This is a genomic window from Oricola cellulosilytica (genome assembly GCF_019966575.1).
In the GTDB taxonomy this organism is placed as follows: Bacteria; Pseudomonadota; Alphaproteobacteria; order Rhizobiales; family Rhizobiaceae; genus Oricola; species Oricola cellulosilytica.
In genome coordinates this window covers 369,407-385,595 of sequence record NZ_JAINFK010000003.1, presented here as the reverse complement: position 1 = coordinate 385,595, position 16,189 = coordinate 369,407, and the positions used below count along the sequence as shown (strand labels likewise).

The window sequence follows — 16,189 nt, the reverse complement described above, 5'->3', positions numbered from 1 at the left end:
CTGTTCCGGTCAGCGCCTTACGCGAAGGATTTCGCGTAGGCGTCGATCTGTGCCTTGAGCTTCTCTTCGATCTCGTCGGTGAGTTTCTGCTCCTTGCGGATCTCTTCGAGAACGTTCTTGCCTTCGGTGCGCATGTGGCTGAGCAGGCCCTGCTCGAATCTGCCGACCTCGTCCACTGCCAGCTTGTCGAGATAGCCGTTGACGCCGGCGAAGATCACCGCGACCTGTTCTTCGGTCTTCAGCGGCGAGAACTGCGGCTGCTTGAGGAGTTCGGTGAGGCGCGCGCCGCGGTTGAGCAAGCGCTGCGTCGCCGCGTCCAGGTCGGAGCCGAACTGGGCAAAGGCCGCCATTTCGCGATACTGGGCGAGCTCGCCCTTAATCGAGCCGGCAACCTGCTTCATCGCCTTGATCTGCGCGGAGGAACCGACGCGCGACACCGACAGGCCGACGTTCACCGCCGGGCGGACGCCCTGGAAGAACAGATCCGTCTCGAGGAAGATCTGGCCGTCTGTAATCGAGATCACGTTGGTCGGGATGTAGGCCGACACGTCGTTGGCCTGCGTCTCGATGATCGGTAGGGCGGTAAGCGAACCGGCACCGTGGTCCTCGTTCAGCTTCGCGGCGCGTTCGAGCAGGCGCGAATGCAGGTAGAAGACGTCGCCCGGATAGGCTTCGCGGCCCGGCGGGCGGCGCAGCAGCAGCGACATCTGGCGGTAGGCGACGGCCTGTTTCGACAGATCGTCATAGGCGATCAGCGCGTGCATGCCGTTGTCGCGGAAATATTCGCCGATCGTGCAGCCGGCGAATGGGGCCAGATACTGCATGGGCGCGGGATCGGAAGCCGTCGCGGCGATGATGACGGAATATTCGAGCGCACCGCGCTCCTCCAGTACCTTCACGAACTGCGCGACCGTCGAGCGCTTCTGCCCGATCGCGACGTAGACGCAATAGAGCTTGTCCTTTTCCGGACCGCTGTCGTGGATCGGCTTCTGGTTGAGGAAGGTGTCGAGAATGATCGCCGTCTTGCCGGTCTGGCGGTCGCCGATGACGAGCTCGCGCTGGCCGCGGCCGATCGGGATCAGGGCATCGATGGCCTTGAGGCCTGTCGACATCGGCTCATGAACCGACTTGCGGGGGATGATGCCCGGCGCCTTGACGTCGACGCGCATGCGCTGCTTCGCCTTGATCGGCCCCTTGCCGTCGATCGGGTTGCCGAGGCCGTCAACCACGCGGCCGAGAAGTTCCTTGCCGACTGGCACGTCCACGATGGCGCCGGTCCGCTTGACCGTGTCGCCTTCCTTGATGTCGCGGTCGGAGCCGAAGATCACGACGCCGACATTGTCGGATTCCAGGTTGAGCGCCATACCGCGAATGCCGCCCGGAAATTCGACCATTTCACCGGCCTGCACATTGTCCAGACCGTAAACGCGGGCGATACCGTCGCCGACGGACAGAACGGAACCGACTTCCGAGACTTCGGCTTCCTCTCCGAAGTTCTTGATCTGGTCTTTAAGGATTGCGGAAATTTCCGCGGCGCGAATATCCATCAGCCGACCTCTTTCAGCGCGAGCTTCATTGATGACAATTTTGTCTTGAGTGACGTGTCGATCTGCCGCGACCCGATCTTGACGATCAGCCCGCCCAGAAGCGACGGATCGACGGTCAGGTCGATCTCGACGTCCTTGCCGGCAACGTCCTTCAACGTCGCCTTGAGTTCTTCTTCCTGCTCCGGCGTCAGCGCGAATGCGCTCGTCACCTTGGCGTTGACGACGCCCTTGTGCTCGGCGGCGATCGTGCGGAAGGCCTCGATCATTCCCGGCAGGGCGAACAGGCGGCGGTTCGAGGCGACGACCTTGAGGAAATTTCCGAAGACGCCGTCGAGACCGGCCTTCCGGGTGATCGCGTTGATCGCCGAAAGCTGCTCACCGGTCGAGAAGACCGGGCTGCGCACCAGGCGCTGCAGATCATCGCTTTCGTTCAGCAGTTTCTCGAATGCGCCAAGCTGCTCCTGCACCTTCGCCACCGAGCCGGTTTCCAGCGCGATGTCGAAAAGGGACTGCGCATATCGGGAAGCCACACCGGAAGTGAGAGATGAATTGGCCACTGGCAACCGCTTCTCTGTTATTTCCCAATACGCAAGCAGGGAGAAGCCGAGACGGCATTGCTTAACGCATTGATCTTATTGATATTTCTTTTTCCGCAACTTGAAACGGAAGAACCCGTCCCCCAGCGAATTGCGAGCCGTCTAGCATATGCTTTTCCCCCGCGCAACAAGAGGAAACCGCCCTTTTGTCGCAGAAAAGCCGGATTCCGGGCGGCACCGCGCGACGGTCAGTGCACCCACCCGAAGACGTAGGCGAGCGGGGCCGCGGCGAGCGCGATTTCGATGGCGATGGAAATCCAGTTGAACGTCTTGTTGCCGCCGTCGAACACGATGGAAACCAGCCGGCCGAGGGCGGTGAATGCCCAGCCGGCGCCAAGCACCATCCAGATGAACGGCTGGTTGAAGACGATCGCGAGAAGGGCCGTCCCGAGATAAAATCCCGCCATCGTTCCACGGCTCTCGGAAACCGCCTCCGGCACGCCGGGTTCGGTCTGCAGGCGCATGACGCGCAGCGACAGCCGCGGCGCGAAGAAACACAGCAGGCCGAAGAAAAGTGTGACGAGTGCGGACGCCCAGGCGAGCCATTCACCGGGCGTTTGCGGAGGAATGATATCGATCATGCGGGAGCGCGCCTCTTTCTGCGGATCTGCCGTTCGCGGTTCATCAGATAGAGCCCGCTGGCGCAAATGACGAGGGTGCCGGCTACTGTCCACAGGTCGGGCAGGTCGCCGAAGATGAAAAACCCGAAGGCTGCCATCCAGATGACCTGCGAATACTGAAACGGCGAGACTTTTGATGCGTCGGCCAGCCGGCTCGCGCGGATCAGCGCCATGTGGCCGACCATTCCGGCGAGGCCGACGACGACGAAGACCGCCACATCGAGGAGTTCGGCCGGTGCCACCCCCTCGGTGAAGGCGAAGGGCGCAAAGATGACGATCGCAAAGAGGCAGGAATAGAAGATCAGGCTTTCCGGCGTCTCGCGCGCGGCGAGCTTGCGGGTCAGGATGAAGTAGAAGCCGTTGCACGTCATGGCGGCAAGGATGAAGACCACCGGCAGGTCGAACATTTCGGTGCCGGGGCGAACCACCAGAAGCACCCCGGCGAACCCGACGAGAATGGCCGCCCAGCGCCGCGGCCCCGCCCATTCGCCGAGCAGCGGTCCGGCCAGGATCGTGACGAGGATGGGCGTGGCCAGCAGCACGCTGACCGTCTCCGCCAACTGCAGGTGCCGGAGCGCGAGGAAGTTGAACACCGTCATTGCCGGCAGCAGCAGCCCGCGCACGGTCTGGAGCAGGCGGTTCTCCATCCGCCACAGCCTGGCGTTCCTCCAGCCGCGATAGACGACGAACAGCACGATCCCCTGCACGGCGAACCGGACCCAGGCGACGAACAGCACGGCATAGCCGCCGGTCACCAACCACTTCGCGCCGGCATCGAGGCAGGAGAACATCAGGAAGGCGGCCAGCGCAAAACCCATCGCCGCCGGCGGCATGGCGATGGAATCGATGTCGTGACGGAGGGTGCGGGTGGAAGACAAGGGAATATCCGGAGAAAGCAGCGCCATCCCTAACAGGGGATGGGATGGCAGGCGAGCGGTATCTGAAAAGAGGTTCGTTCTACAAGAAGCTTTGCGGATCGATGTCGAGACTGACCCTGACCGATCCGCGCGGTTTCGGGGCGGCCGCGATCGTCCGGCGCAGATAGGTCTGCAGGTCGGCGCGCTCCGTCCCGTGCACGAGCAGCCGGAATCGGTGCCGCCCGCGGATCAGGGCCAGCGGGGCTTCGGCCGGCCCGAGCACCATGATGTCGCCCGCCGGCGGTGCGGCGGCGCGCAGCGCCCGCCCGTAGGCCTCCGCCTCGGCGCGCGTGTTCGCCGAGACGATGACCGCCGCCAGCCGCCCGAACGGCGGCAGTTGCCCGCGTTCGCGCTCGGCGATCTGGCTGGCGTAGAACGCCTCGCCGTCTCCGGTGACGATCGCCTTCATGGCGGGATGTTCCGGCTGGTAGGTCTGGATCAGCCCGAGGCTCTTCTTGCCGGTGCGCCCGGCGCGTCCCGTCACCTGGCTGAGGAGCTGGAACGTCCGTTCGGCGGCGCGCGGATCGCCGCTCGCCAGCCCCAGATCGGCGTCGACCACGCCGACCAGCGTCAGGTTCGGAAAATTGTGGCCCTTGGCGACGAGCTGGGTGCCGATGACGATGTCGGCCTGGCCCTCGGCGATCGCCTCCAGTTCCAGTCGCAGCCGCTTCACCCCGCCCATCATGTCGGATGACAGGACGATCGCGCGGGCGTCGGGGAACCGGCCGACGACCTCCTCAGCGATCCGTTCGATCCCGGGCCCGCAGGCGACCAGATGGTCGAGCGTCCCGCATTGCGGACAGGCTTCCGGTACCGGCTCGTGATGACCGCAATGGTGGCACATCAACTGGCCGCGAAACCGGTGCTCGACAAGCCAGCTCGAGCAGTCCGGACATTCGAACCGGTGGCCGCATACCCGGCACAGTGTCAGCGGCGCATAGCCCCGCCGGTTGAGAAACAGCAGCGCCTGCTCCCCGCGTTCGAGCGTCTTGCCGATCTCGGCCTGCAGCGGCGGCGACAGGAATTTGCCGCGCGCCGGCGGAGTGCGGCGCATGTCGATGGCTCGCAGATCGGGAAGCGCGGCCTCGGCGAAGCGGCGGTCGAGCGTGACGTGGCGGTAACGCCCGGCCTCGGCGTTGTGGCGCGTTTCGACCGAGGGCGTCGCGCTCGCCAGCACAATCGGAAAGCCGCCCAGATGCGCCCGCACCACGGCCATGTCGCGGGCATTGTAAAACACCCGGTCTTCCTGCTTGTAGGCGGGGTCGTGCTCCTCGTCGACGACGATAAGCCCGAGATCGCAGAACGGCAGGAACAGTGCCGAGCGCGCGCCCGCGACCACCCGCACCCGCCCGTCCGCGGCCTGCCGCCACACCCGTTCGCGGGTTTTCGGCGCCAGATCGGAGTGCCATTCGGCGGGCGGCGCGCCGAAGCGGGCATGAAATCGCTCCAGAAAGGCATGCGTCAGCGCGATTTCGGGCAGCAGCACGAGCACCTGCCTGCCCTTGTCAAGCGCCGCCGCGACGGCCTCGAAATAGACCTCCGTCTTGCCCGAACCGGTGACTCCCTCCAGCAGCGTCGCCGAAAACCCGCCTTTCTCCACCACCGCCCTCAAGTCATCGGCGGCCGATTGCTGGTCCGGCGAAAGTTCGCCCTCGCCGAACTCCGGGTCCGGCGCGGCGACAACCGGCTGCGGCGGCAGGTCGATCGTCTCGAACGACCCGGCCTTGACGAGGCCGTCGACGACCGAAAGCGATACCCCGGCCGCATGGGCGAGGCCGGAGCGGGTCCACGCCAGGCCGTCCTCCGCCAGTTCCAGCACGCGCTCGCGCGCCGCCGTCATGCGCTGCGGCCTGCCGTCGGTGATCCGCAGTCCGGGCGTCGGCGGCTCGGGATCGAAGGCCGCCGGAGCGCGCAACACCATGCGCGCCACCATCCCCGGCGCCGACAGCGTATAGCGCGCGACCCAGTCGATGAATCGCCTCATGCCGGCGGGAACGGGCGGGCAATCAAAGGCCTGCTCGATCGGACGCAGCTTCTTCGGATCGACCTCGTCCGCGCCACCTTCCGGCGCATCCCAGACGATTCCCGGCACCAGTCGCGGACCGAGCGGAACCTGCACGATCGAGCCCGGCCGGACCGTCACCCCGGCCGACACGGCATAGGTGTAGGGCCGCTCCGACGGCGTCGGAACGAGTACGGGGACGGTCCGGGCGGGGGAAGACGAATCTGCTGCCATTTCAGGGTGACCTTGCCGATACTTTGGTCTAAACGGAAGCCCGATCCGAAATTGCCCCCGGGCACAGCAGCAGGGACCCCCCATGAAGTTCTTTGTCGATACCGCCGACACCAAGGAAATCCGCGAACTCAACGAGATCGGCCTGCTCGACGGCGTGACCACCAACCCGTCGCTGATCATGAAATCCGGCCGCGACATCACCGAGGTGACAAAGGAGATCTGCGATATCGTCGACGGTCCCGTCTCCGCCGAGGTGGCGGCGACCGAATACGAGCAGATGATGAAGGAAGCCGACGTTCTGTCGAAGATCGCCGACAATATCTGCATCAAGGTGCCGCTCACCTTCGACGGGCTGAAGGCCTGCAAGACGATCACTTCCGATGGCCGCAAGGTGAATGTGACGCTGTGCTTTTCGGCCACGCAGGCGCTGCTCGCCGCCAAGGCCGGCGCAACGTTCATTTCGCCCTTCATCGGCCGCATCGACGATATGGGCATCAATGGCATGGACCTGATCGGAGAGATCCGCGCGATTTACGACAATTACGGTTTTGCGACCGAGATCCTCGCTGCCTCGATCCGCACCGTGAACCATGTCAAGGAAGCCGCTCTTATCGGCGCCGATGTCGCCACCGTGCCCCCGGCGACCCTGCGGGCACTCGTCAAGCATCCGCTGACCGACAAGGGTCTCGACGCTTTCCTCGCCGACTGGGCGAAGACCGGCCAGAAGATCGCCTGAGGCAGCGCCGTCCGGCCTGAACGGAACCTCCGTGGAGGCCGCCCGTTGCCCGGAGGCCACGGAAACACCCACGGAGGCTATCCATGAAAACCTTTCTGATCACCGGCGCGTCGTCGGGCATCGGCGCGGCGACCGCCCGCGCAGCGCGTGAACAGGGCTACCGGGTGGCGCTTGCCGCCCGCTCTGTCGACAAGCTGGAAAGCCTCGCCGCAGAGCTTGGCGGACCTGATTACGCCATCGCCATCAAATGCGACGTCACCCGAGGATGCCGATCAGGAGGCGATGGTCGCCCGGACCATCGAAAAATTCGGTTCGCTCGACGTGGTCTTCGCCAATGCCGGTTTCGGCGCGTCTTCGCCGGGCACCGCCAAGGGCGACCCGGAGAACTGGAAGGCGATGATCCTCGCCAATATCTACGGCGCGATCATGACCTGCAGGACCGCGCTTCCGGAGGTGAAGAAGGCGATGGGACACATCGTGCTGACTTCGTCGGTTGCGGGCCGTGTCACGCTCAGCGGCTCGGTCTATGGCGCGACCAAATGGGCGGTGACCGGTTATGGACGCAATTTGCGCGAGGAAGTGAAGGAGGACGGCGTGCGCGTCACCCTGATCGAGCCGGGCATGGTCGACACGCCCTTCTTCGACGAGAAGAAACCTGAGGCCCTGCAGGCCGAAGATATCGCCAATGCCGTCATCTACGCGGTGTCGCAGCCGGCCCATGTCAACGTGTCGGAAGTGCTGGTCATGCCCAATCCCGCCGGGCGCTGAAGCCCGCCGCCTCTCGCCGGGGCTGTCCCCCGGTCCCGCCCGGCGGATGCCGTTTTGGCACTCGCCCCACCGGCAAAGACGCGATATAGAGGCGCGAAACAGATGTACCGAGTAAAATGGCCCGCACCGACCAAAGCGGCGGATGGACCGACCGCCTTTCCCCCGACCTTGCAACCATCGAATCGATCGCGGTCAACGCCTATGCGCACCTGCCGGAGGATTTCCGCAAGCTGACGGCGGATGTTCAGATTCTCGTGGAGGATTTTCCAACCGACGAGATCAGCGACGATCTCGGCCTGGAAACGCCGTTCGACCTGCTCGGCCTGTTCGAGGGGCGGGGCGTCGCGGAACGTTGGACGCCGGGAACCGGCGAACACCCGAACCGCATCACCCTCTACCGCCGCGCCATTCTCGACTACTGGTCCGAGAACGAGGAGACGCTGGGCGACATTGTCACTCATGTGCTGATCCACGAGCTGGGTCATCATTTCGGCCTGTCCGACGACGACATGGAACGGATCGAGGAAGCCGCCGAATAAGCGATCCGAAAGTGTGTTACACGCAGATCAATCCAGCGGAGCAGCCATGCTCTACGATGCAACAACGCCGGAAGACTATTTGGAGCAGCTGGATGATGACTGGCGGCGTGAAACCCTGCTCGGCCTGCGGCGCCTCATCAAGCAAAAAGGCCCGTCCCTGATCGAGCGCCTCAACTACAAGATGCTCGCCTATGGCGACTCGCGCGGTAATGTTTTCCACCTCAATGCCCAGAAGCATTATGTCAGTCTCTATGTCGGTAACGCCTCGAAGATCGATCCCGGCGGCGAACTGTTGAGGGGGCTTAACACTGGCAAGGGCTGCATCCGCTTTACAAAAAGCGTCGACGTTTCAAAGACCCTCATAGATGCCTTCATCGAACGTGCCATCGTGCGCCGGGAGGAAGGCGAAGACATCGGTTGTTGACTCCTGGCAGGCCGGTGTCTGCCCGAAGCCGCTTACGGAAAACGTGTTTTCCGCCGCACTATCCAGCGCCTCCAAACCCCGTGCCGAACAGAAATATTCGGCCTAAAAAGGGTCGTTCCGTCCGCCGGAGCGGGGCAGCCGCGCATTGTGGGGAAATCCGCGCCGCTTCAAGGATCGATCGCGCGAGTAACATCAACATCGTCACCTCCATGGAACAGGCTCAGGTACTCACCCTAAGGACTATAGCTACATTCGAGAAACGAATAGAATTGCTAAGCGTGATGAGTTTTGCTTATCATGTGTCATGCAGCGTGATCTGGAAATCGACTTGCTCCGGTCATTCGTGGCCGTCGCGGCGCAAAGCAACTTCACCCGCGCCGCGACAGCGGTCGGCCGGACCCAGTCGGCCGTCAGCCTGCAGATCAAGCGTCTGGAGGAAATCGTCGGCGACGCCCTGTTCGAGCGGACCCGGCAATCGGTGACGATCACGCGCGCCGGCGAAACGCTTCTGGTCTATGCCAATCGCATACTGAAAACCAATGACGAGGCGTTGTCGCATCTGACTCGGCCGGAGGCGGCCGGGCTCGTCCGCATTGGAGCTCCGGACGATTACGCAGCGCGCCTTCTGCCGGATATACTGGCGCAGTTCAGCAGCGATTATCCCCTCATTCGTATCGAAGTCACCTGCGACAACAGTGTCGAACTTCTGGAAATGCAACGGAAGGGGGCGCTCGATATCGTGGTTGCTACGCACCCGCTTCACGATGTGGCGGGTCAGGTTGCGAGGCGGGAACGGCTGCACTGGGTGGCGTCATCGCGGTTCGTCGATGATCCGGACAAACCACTTCCGCTGGTTCTGTTTCCAGCTGGGTGCGTGTGTCGCGCGCTTGCGCTCGGCGCGCTGGATCAGGGCGATCGGAAGTGGAGCGTCGCCTATTCGACCCGCAGTCTCGCCCTTATCGAAGGCGCTGTGGCAACGGGTTTGGGCGTCTCGGTGATGGAGGCGTCCACAATACCGGAATCGCTGCGGATCGTCGACGGGCAGCCGGGCTTCCCTCCGCTGCCCGACGTTGCGATATCGGTCCACCATCGCCCGGCGGATCAGTCCGCGCAGGTATCGCTCGCGGCGGAAGTTCTTTTCGGCGAATTGGGAAAGCCGATGCGGCAGCCACGCTAGGATCGTCTTATCCGGCGTTCCCTAAGGCGGCGCCCTGGTCCTCGTCACCGGTCACGGTGAGGCCGACTTGGCGCCAATCCTGAATGCCACCGCGATAATAGAATATCCGCTCGGCCGGATAGCCGGCCTCTATCATCGCGTGAATCGAGGTGGGCGACTGGCCGCACCACGAACCGTTGCAGAACAGAGCGACCGGTTTCGCGTTGGTGCAATCCCAGCCCCCGTCAACCCGTACGCAGCCCAGCTTGTCGAGTTGCGCGGTCGCGTCCGTGAACGGCATGTGAACCGCACCGGGAATGGTGCCGTGAACAAACCATCGCTCGGTGCGGCTATCCACGACGACCGCGTCGCCAGTCTCCAGCATGTCGAGCAGTTCCAGTTCCCCGATTGTGACAACGCCGTCGGCCGCGACCATCGGCTGGATACAGAACGGCGGACATGGGCGCGAGGTAAGGGCGAACTCACCGGAAATCTTGTTTTGCGTATCCTGAATGCGGCGGATTTCTTGCGGACCGTCCGTCGTTTCGACGGTCACCGATGCGCACTCCCTGTGTATTCTTACCTCGAGGTCCTCCGGCTGTCCGAACGTATTGGCCGACGATTCTCCTGCCATCGGGCTTCTCCTTCGTCTGCGGCGTTCGACGCACCACCACCGTGTGGTGTGCCGATCTGCCGGATGCGCTTCGTGCCCCGTTCCACGCTGACGGTGGGCGCGCCCTCGATCGGGCGGCAGCAGGCCCTTGTGAAAGGTGGTCCATCCAGTCAGTGGAATGTCAACAAGGCTCCGCAGATCTGATTGCGTGGATAAGTTTTTTGCCTGCGACCCGCCAACCTGTTGTTTCCATTCACAATTGGAATTTTTTCGCGCGATTTTTATCCACACTTCCGAAACCTCCCGGATAATCCGTCCCGTGTTTGTTGCCGAAGGAGGCGGGAATGGGTTTCGACTGGGAAGGGTCGGTGGAGCATTACGGCGATGCGCTCGACGCCATCGCCGCGCGGATGATCACCATGGCCGGGATCCTGTGGGGCCGGCCGGTCGAGACCCTGCCGCGCCGGCTCTATCTGGAAATCCTGTCGATCCTTCGCCCCGCCGAATTCGCGCTGCGCCGCCTGATCGTCATGGCCGCCTGGAAGGTGGTGCCTTTCAGGGAGCTTGCCACTGCGAAAGAGAAAACCGGCAGCGGCCTGCCGCTTGTGAAAGAGGAAAGCCCGCAGCTTGAGGATGGGACATCAGGGGCCCGCCAGCGACGAGCCTGCGGCGAGGAGCTTAAGGGCGGGACAAAGACCCCTTACGCCCCTCTCCCCCCTGATGAGGAGAGTGAGAACCGCTTGGGAAAGGCCAGGGATTTTAACGGCCTGGCCGAGCGGACTGCGACGGCCAAATGTCGAAAATCGCAAGATCACCAATCGCAGGAAAGAGGGACTGTTCCCTCGTCCGGTTTCGGGCATTCACGGAATGCTCGCGTTCCCTATTTCCCGATCTTCGATCCGTGGAAGCGCTACGGCCCGCCCTTTCTGACCGAGGAGCAGATCGCCGCGCTGAACGATCCGAACCGCGTGCCCCTGCCGCCCCGGCCGGTGCTCGACCCGGACGAGCTGGTCCCCGCCAGGACCCTCTGCCGGCGGGTGCGCGCCTTTGCCAACGCGCTGCTCAACCTCGATCATCACATCGATCGCATGTCCCGCTGGCGGGCCCGGCGCGCCGCCCAGTCCAAACTGCCCTGGAAGGAGCGCACGCTGCGGCGGCTGTCGCCGATCCGGCCGGGAGTTCCGCCCGGCTACCGCGAGCGGCCGAAGACCCTTGTCGGCGAGACGCTGAAGGACTGCCACATCCTCGCCCTCGACGCCCTCAATAGCTCGTGAGCTTCAAGGGGCCCGCCAGCGACGAGCTCCGGACAGCGGCTTGCCGCTTACGAAAGAAGAAACCCGATGAGCTTAAGGGCGGGACGAACAGTCCGCGCGCCAAGCGCGAGATGGGTGCTCGCGGAACCGCATCGTCCTGTTTGCATCACCCGCCAATATGATTATTGGGTGAAAGGCTGCGGACGCTCGGGAGTTGTTTCAGTGCATTCGATCGAGAATATCGAGACCATTCATGATGGGTGGGGCCGCTTTCATGTCGTGACCGTCAGCCGCGGCGATGGCGGCACCATGCTCCGGCAGGTCGAGGATCACGGCGATGCCGTCTGCGTGCTGCCCTATGATCCGGTCCGCGAGGTGGCGACCCTGGTCCGGCAACCGCGCATCGCGCCGCTGTTCCGGGGAGCGGATGCGCTGCTGCTTGAAGTTCCCGCGGGGCTGACCGACGGCGAGGCCCCGGCGGACGCCGCCATGCGGGAAGTGCTGGAGGAAACCGGCCTCCAGCTCGGCGCTTTGACACCTGCCGGATCGCTGTGGTCGATGCCGGGCTGCGCCACGGAGCGCATGCATTGTTTCCTTGCCGCCTATTCCGCCGCCGACAAGGTCGGCGAGGGAGGCGGCGTGGCCGACGAGCACGAGGAGATCGAGGTCGTGGAACTGGCCCTGACCGAAGCGGACGAGATGGTCCGCGACGGGCGGATCAGCGACATGAAGACCGTTTACCTGCTGCAGACACTGAAGCTGCAGGGCATCGAAAGCGGCGCGGTCAGCCGACGCTCTTGAGCCGGGTTCCTTCGGGATCTTTTTCCACGGTCTTGGCGATGTCCTTGGTCCAGGCCGAAACCGCCGGAACGCGGGAGCGGTCGACGCGGTAGGCGTATTTCCTTGCCACCTCGACCACCTCGTCGAGCAGCCCTTCCTCGAGCGTGATCGGATCAAGACCGAGCGCCAGAAACTGTTCGTTCCTGACGACGAGATCGTTCTCGGCGGCTTCCTTGCGCGGATTCGGCAGGTAGGCGATCTTGGCGCCGGTCTTGCGGGCGATCATCTCGGCGAGATCGCGCACCCGGTGGGTTTCGGTCATCTGGTTGAAGATCTTCACCTTGTCGCCGGCCTTGGGCGGGTTGTTGAGCGCCAGTTCGATGCAGCGCACGGAATCCTGAATATGGATGAAGGCCCGCGTCTGGCCGCCGGTGCCATGCACGGTCAGCGGATAGTCGATTGCCGCCTGGATCAGGAAACGGTTCAGCACCGTGCCGTAGTCTCCGTCATAGTCGAAGCGGTTGATCAGCTGGTCGTGCTTGCGGGTCTGCTCGGTATGCGTGCCCCAGACGATCCCCTGATGCAGGTCGGTGACCCGCAATCCGTCATTCTTGGCGTAGAACTGAAACAGCAGCTGATCGAGACATTTGGTCATGTGGTAGATCGAGCCGGGATTGGCCGGGTAGAGGATCTCCTGATTGACCGTGTCGCCTTCCAGCGTCTCGATGCCGACGGGCAGATAGCCCTCCGGAATGGCCGCCCCGATGGTGGAATAGCCGTAGACGCCCATCGTGCCGAGATGCACCAGATGCGCGTCGAGGCCGGTCTCGACCAGCGCGTTCAGGACGTTGTGCGTGGCGTTGACGTTGTTGTTGACCGTGTAGTTCTTGTGGCGATCGGTCTTCATCGAATAGGGCGCGGCGCGCTGCTCGGCGAAATGGATGATCGCGTCGGGCTTCTCGCGCACCAGCCACTGCTTGAACACCTCGTAGTCGCGGGCGAGGTCGATCAGGTGGAAATGGATCTTGCGGCCCGTTTCCTGGTGCCAGATGCGGGTCCGCTCCTGGATCGAGTCCATCGGCGTTAGCGACTGCACGCCGAGTTCGGTGTCGATCCAGCGCCGCGACAGATTGTCGACGATGTGAACGTCGTGCCCCTGATCGCTCAGATGGAGGGATGTCGGCCATCCCACGAATCCGTCGCCGCCCAGAACCGCAATCTTCATGTCTTTGCTTCCCGTAATGTCCGATCCGAACCCGGGATAAAGCCGCTTTGTGACAGAAATAAAAGACCCCGGCTCCCTGGTTTACTAAAAACTTGCGTTGCGTCAGTTTCCGGCGTATTGGCGCGGCACGCATCGCGCGGGAGAGATTGGGCCTGAAACGGTCCGGCGCCGAAGGAGCAACCGCCCCGGAAACTCTCAGGCAGAAGAACCGCGTGATGGAAACAATCTGGAGAGTGGCGGCCGTGCGGCCGCCCACCGAAGGAGAAAGCCCGTGCCGGGTGGTCCGGCATCGTGACTTCAGCGCAAGGCGCGGCGTCCGGGCAAAGCTCTCAGGTTCCTGACAGATGGGGCGATGAAGCGCGGCGGAACGATCTGCCTCTTCGTCCTCTGTCGCGAAAGGAACCGAAATGACCCGTATCGCAATCATCGGCGCAGGAATCACCGGCACGACGACCGCCTGGTCGCTCATCCGGCGGGGCTATGACGTCACGCTGTTCGATCGCCAGCGCTATGCCGCCATGGAAACCAGCTTCGCCAATGGCGGACAGCTTTCGGCCTCCAACGCCGAGGTCTGGATGCACTGGGCGACCATCCTCAAGGGCCTCAGATGGATGTTCCGCAAGGATGCGCCGCTGCTGTTCCACCCGGCTCCGACCTGGCACAAGCTGTCGTGGATCACCGAATTCGTGGCCAGCATCCCGCAATATGAGCGCAATACCGTCGAGACCGTTCGACTGGCCATCGCCGCGCGGGAGCACATTTGGCGCATGGCCGCGGAAGCCGGAATCGCGTTCGACCACGAGAAGCGCGGCATTCTCCACATCTACCGGGACAGGGCGGGGTTCGAGCATGCCACCCGGGTCAATCGCCTGCTTGAGAAGGGCGGACTCGTCCGGCGCGCAGTTGGCCCGGCGGAAATGCGGGTCATCGAGCCGACGCTTACCGGAAACCTGCATGCCGGCTATTTCACCGAAAGCGATTCCACCGGCGATATCCATAAATTCGCTGTCGGCCTCGCCGACGCGGTGGCGCGCTGCGGCGGCCGTTTCGAGACCGGGACGACGGTCCACCGCCTGTCGCGCGACGATGCCGGCGTCACGGTGCGCTTCGAACGGAGCGGCGAAACCCGCGAAGAGCGGTTCGACGGCGTCGTCGTCGCGGCGGGCATTGCCAGCCGCCGCTTCGCCGCGCAGCTTGGCGACCGCGTCAACATCTACCCGGTGAAGGGATACTCGATTACCGTCAACCTGCGCGACGCGGCAAGCCGCGCCGCCGCACCCTGGACGAGTCTCCTGGACGATGACGCCAAGATCGTTACCAGCCGCCTTGGAGCCGATCGCTTCCGCATTGCCGGAACAGCGGAGTTCACCGGTGAAAACCGGGACATCCGCTCTGCCCGCATTCGGCCGCTGGTGAACTGGTGCGAGACGCTTTTCCCGGGCGTGGACACCGCGAGCGTGGTTCCATGGGCCGGCCTCCGGCCGATGATGCCCAACATGATGCCCCGAGTCGGGCGGGGCGCGAAGCCGCGCATCTTCTACAACACCGGCCACGGCCATCTGGGCTGGACGCTGTCCCCGGCGACCGCCGATGCCGTGGCGGCGCTGATCGGAAACGATCTGCCCGCAGACGGGATATTTCGCGCAAGGGGGGATCTCCTCGAAGCAGCATGAATCCGGATTGTCTCGTCGTTATCATCGCCATAGCCGGACGCGGCGTCTCACCCTAAAGTGAGTTTCTATTGACTGGTGTTGCGCCTAGTTTCGTCCAGCCGATCAAATTGCGGGTGATTTTGCGTGAATAGGATGTTCGCCATAGCGGCACTTGCCGCCGGGCTCGTTGTCGTTGGCCTTTCAGCCGCTGCGCAGGAAGGTCCCTCGCGGCCGCTGGGCGTGGTCGAACTCTTCACCAGCCAGGGCTGCAGTTCCTGTCCCCCGGCGGATGAAGCTCTTGTCCGCCTCGTCGAGCGCGGGGACGTGATCGCGCTCGGATACCATGTCGACTACTGGGATTATCTGGGCTGGCGCGACACGCTCGGCTCGCGGGAAAATTCGGAGCGTCAGTACAATTACGCTAAGGAACTCAAGCGCCGGGGTGTCTACACGCCGCAGGCCATCATGAACGGCCGTTCGCACATCAACGGGGGCAGGTTCGACGAAATCGTCGACAGGCTCGGCGACTATGAGAGCAAGGGCAACGGTCTGACCGTGGACCTCCGAATTTCCCAGATTGGCAAGCGAATGCGGGTTTCCGTTGCTGGAAGCGCACAGGCCGCCGGCGAATTTCACGTGGTGGTCGTCTATTTCAAGGGCCGGACGGATGTCACGATTGAGCGCGGCGAAAACGCGGGTAAGAACATTACCTATGTCAATGCGGTGACGGATGTTCAGACGGTCGGGATGTGGAACGGCGAACAGACGACAATCGACATTCCACTGTCCGAACTGGCCTCCAACGAGGCCGATGGCTGCGCCGTTCTGCTTCAGGAAGCCACGGCATCCGGAAATCCGGGTGCTATCATCGGCGCAGCCATACTTCCCCGCCAAAGCGGTTGAACCGGAGCAGGTGGGCGGCTCCGGCGGACACAAGGTGCGGACCGGCCCGGCGTGGCATCGGGGGGCTGGGGGGCTAGAGGTTTCCAACGCCTGCACCGCACCGGTCCTAAGAGTGGCAAAGCCGAGCGCCGTGACCTGGCTGTCACCCTCACCGTGCTCTTCGCGTTCCTGAGACAATTGTCGGGGAACACAATCGGCAACACGGCGAAGGTCCCTTCGAAACA

At 63.6% G+C, this 16,189-nt stretch carries 16 protein-coding genes, 1 pseudogene and 1 riboswitch; of the genes and pseudogenes, 10 read left to right on the top strand and 7 right to left on the bottom strand.

The annotated features are described in order from the left end of the window. Positions 1–17 precede the first annotated feature (17 nt). The 5 genes from atpA to LC298_RS09395 all read right to left on the bottom strand — a co-directional run bounded on the left by atpA (position 18) and on the right by LC298_RS09395 (position 5,916). Complete coding sequence (atpA, locus tag LC298_RS09415; protein WP_131569139.1) at positions 18–1,547, bottom strand: F0F1 ATP synthase subunit alpha; 1,530 nt, start codon at positions 1,545–1,547, stop codon at positions 18–20. Further along, the gene (locus LC298_RS09410) at positions 1,547–2,110 is read right to left on the bottom strand and encodes a F0F1 ATP synthase subunit delta (protein WP_131569137.1); all 564 of its coding nucleotides are present in this window, start codon (positions 2,108–2,110) and stop codon (positions 1,547–1,549) included. Before LC298_RS09410 ends, atpA begins: the two co-directional genes overlap by 1 nt. A 221-nt stretch (positions 2,111–2,331) precedes the next feature. Beyond that, the gene (locus LC298_RS09405) at positions 2,332–2,724 is read right to left on the bottom strand and encodes an AGROH133_08824 family phage infection protein (protein ID WP_131569135.1); all 393 of its coding nucleotides are present in this window, start codon (positions 2,722–2,724) and stop codon (positions 2,332–2,334) included. Continuing rightward, positions 2,721–3,668: a DMT family transporter gene (locus LC298_RS09400; RefSeq protein WP_131569133.1), complete on the bottom strand. Its 948-nt coding sequence runs from the start codon at positions 3,666–3,668 to the stop codon at positions 2,721–2,723. The genes LC298_RS09405 and LC298_RS09400 overlap by 4 nt, the downstream gene beginning before the upstream one ends. A gap of 52 nt (positions 3,669–3,720) precedes the next feature. Then, positions 3,721–5,916: a primosomal protein N' gene (locus LC298_RS09395; protein WP_131569131.1), complete on the bottom strand. Its 2,196-nt coding sequence runs from the start codon at positions 5,914–5,916 to the stop codon at positions 3,721–3,723. 82 nt (positions 5,917–5,998) lie between these two features. Here LC298_RS09395 and fsa point away from each other — a divergent pair, with 82 nt between their 5' ends. The 6 genes and pseudogenes from fsa to LC298_RS09370 all read left to right on the top strand — a co-directional run bounded on the left by fsa (position 5,999) and on the right by LC298_RS09370 (position 9,560). Continuing rightward, on the top strand, positions 5,999–6,652 hold the full coding sequence (fsa, locus tag LC298_RS09390; protein WP_131569128.1) for a fructose-6-phosphate aldolase: 654 nt from the start codon (positions 5,999–6,001) through the stop codon (positions 6,650–6,652). Positions 6,653–6,735: 83 nt separating this feature from the next. Next, a pseudogene (locus LC298_RS18020) lies at positions 6,736–6,855 on the top strand (SDR family NAD(P)-dependent oxidoreductase); the annotation flags it as partial. Positions 6,856–6,868: 13 nt separating this feature from the next. After that, positions 6,869–7,420 carry an SDR family oxidoreductase gene (locus LC298_RS09385; RefSeq protein WP_199223280.1) on the top strand — a complete coding sequence of 184 codons (552 nt, stop codon included), beginning with the start codon at positions 6,869–6,871 and terminating at the stop codon, positions 7,418–7,420. A 116-nt stretch (positions 7,421–7,536) separates the two neighbouring features. Then, a complete protein-coding gene (locus LC298_RS09380) occupies positions 7,537–7,959 on the top strand; it encodes a metallopeptidase family protein (protein ID WP_131569126.1) in 423 nt (140 codons plus the stop codon). Between the two features lie 46 nt (positions 7,960–8,005). Continuing rightward, positions 8,006–8,383, top strand: coding sequence for an iron chaperone (locus LC298_RS09375; protein WP_131569124.1), 378 nt, complete (start codon positions 8,006–8,008; stop codon positions 8,381–8,383). Positions 8,384–8,711: 328 nt separating this feature from the next. Next, a complete protein-coding gene (locus tag LC298_RS09370) occupies positions 8,712–9,560 on the top strand; it encodes a LysR substrate-binding domain-containing protein (protein ID WP_158284774.1) in 849 nt (282 codons plus the stop codon). A 7-nt stretch (positions 9,561–9,567) separates the two neighbouring features. Here LC298_RS09370 and LC298_RS09365 read toward each other — a convergent pair whose 3' ends face one another. After that, positions 9,568–10,173, bottom strand: coding sequence for a rhodanese-like domain-containing protein (locus LC298_RS09365; RefSeq protein WP_131569120.1), 606 nt, complete (start codon positions 10,171–10,173; stop codon positions 9,568–9,570). 323 nt (positions 10,174–10,496) lie between these two features. Here LC298_RS09365 and LC298_RS09360 point away from each other — a divergent pair, with 323 nt between their 5' ends. Together LC298_RS09360 and LC298_RS09355 are read left to right on the top strand one after the other, a co-directional pair. Next, on the top strand, positions 10,497–11,426 hold the full coding sequence (locus LC298_RS09360; protein WP_223385616.1) for a hypothetical protein: 930 nt from the start codon (positions 10,497–10,499) through the stop codon (positions 11,424–11,426). Between the two features lie 201 nt (positions 11,427–11,627). After that, complete coding sequence (locus tag LC298_RS09355; RefSeq protein ID WP_223385615.1) at positions 11,628–12,206, top strand: NUDIX domain-containing protein; 579 nt, start codon at positions 11,628–11,630, stop codon at positions 12,204–12,206. Here LC298_RS09355 and LC298_RS09350 read toward each other — a convergent pair. Continuing rightward, positions 12,190–13,410, bottom strand: a complete 1,221-nt coding sequence (locus LC298_RS09350) for an NAD-dependent epimerase/dehydratase family protein (RefSeq protein WP_131569114.1) — start codon at positions 13,408–13,410, stop codon at positions 12,190–12,192. The two genes, LC298_RS09355 and LC298_RS09350, sit on opposite strands and share 17 nt — an antisense overlap. A 127-nt stretch (positions 13,411–13,537) precedes the next feature. Continuing rightward, positions 13,538–13,631: riboswitch (glycine riboswitch) on the top strand. A gap of 186 nt (positions 13,632–13,817) precedes the next feature. Here LC298_RS09350 and LC298_RS09345 point away from each other — a divergent pair. Further along, a complete protein-coding gene (locus tag LC298_RS09345; RefSeq protein WP_131569112.1) occupies positions 13,818–15,083 on the top strand; it encodes a D-amino acid dehydrogenase in 1,266 nt (421 codons plus the stop codon). Between the two features lie 132 nt (positions 15,084–15,215). Beyond that, positions 15,216–15,965, top strand: coding sequence for a DUF1223 domain-containing protein (locus tag LC298_RS09340; protein ID WP_131569386.1), 750 nt, complete (start codon positions 15,216–15,218; stop codon positions 15,963–15,965). The last annotated feature ends 224 nt before the right edge of the window (positions 15,966–16,189 follow it).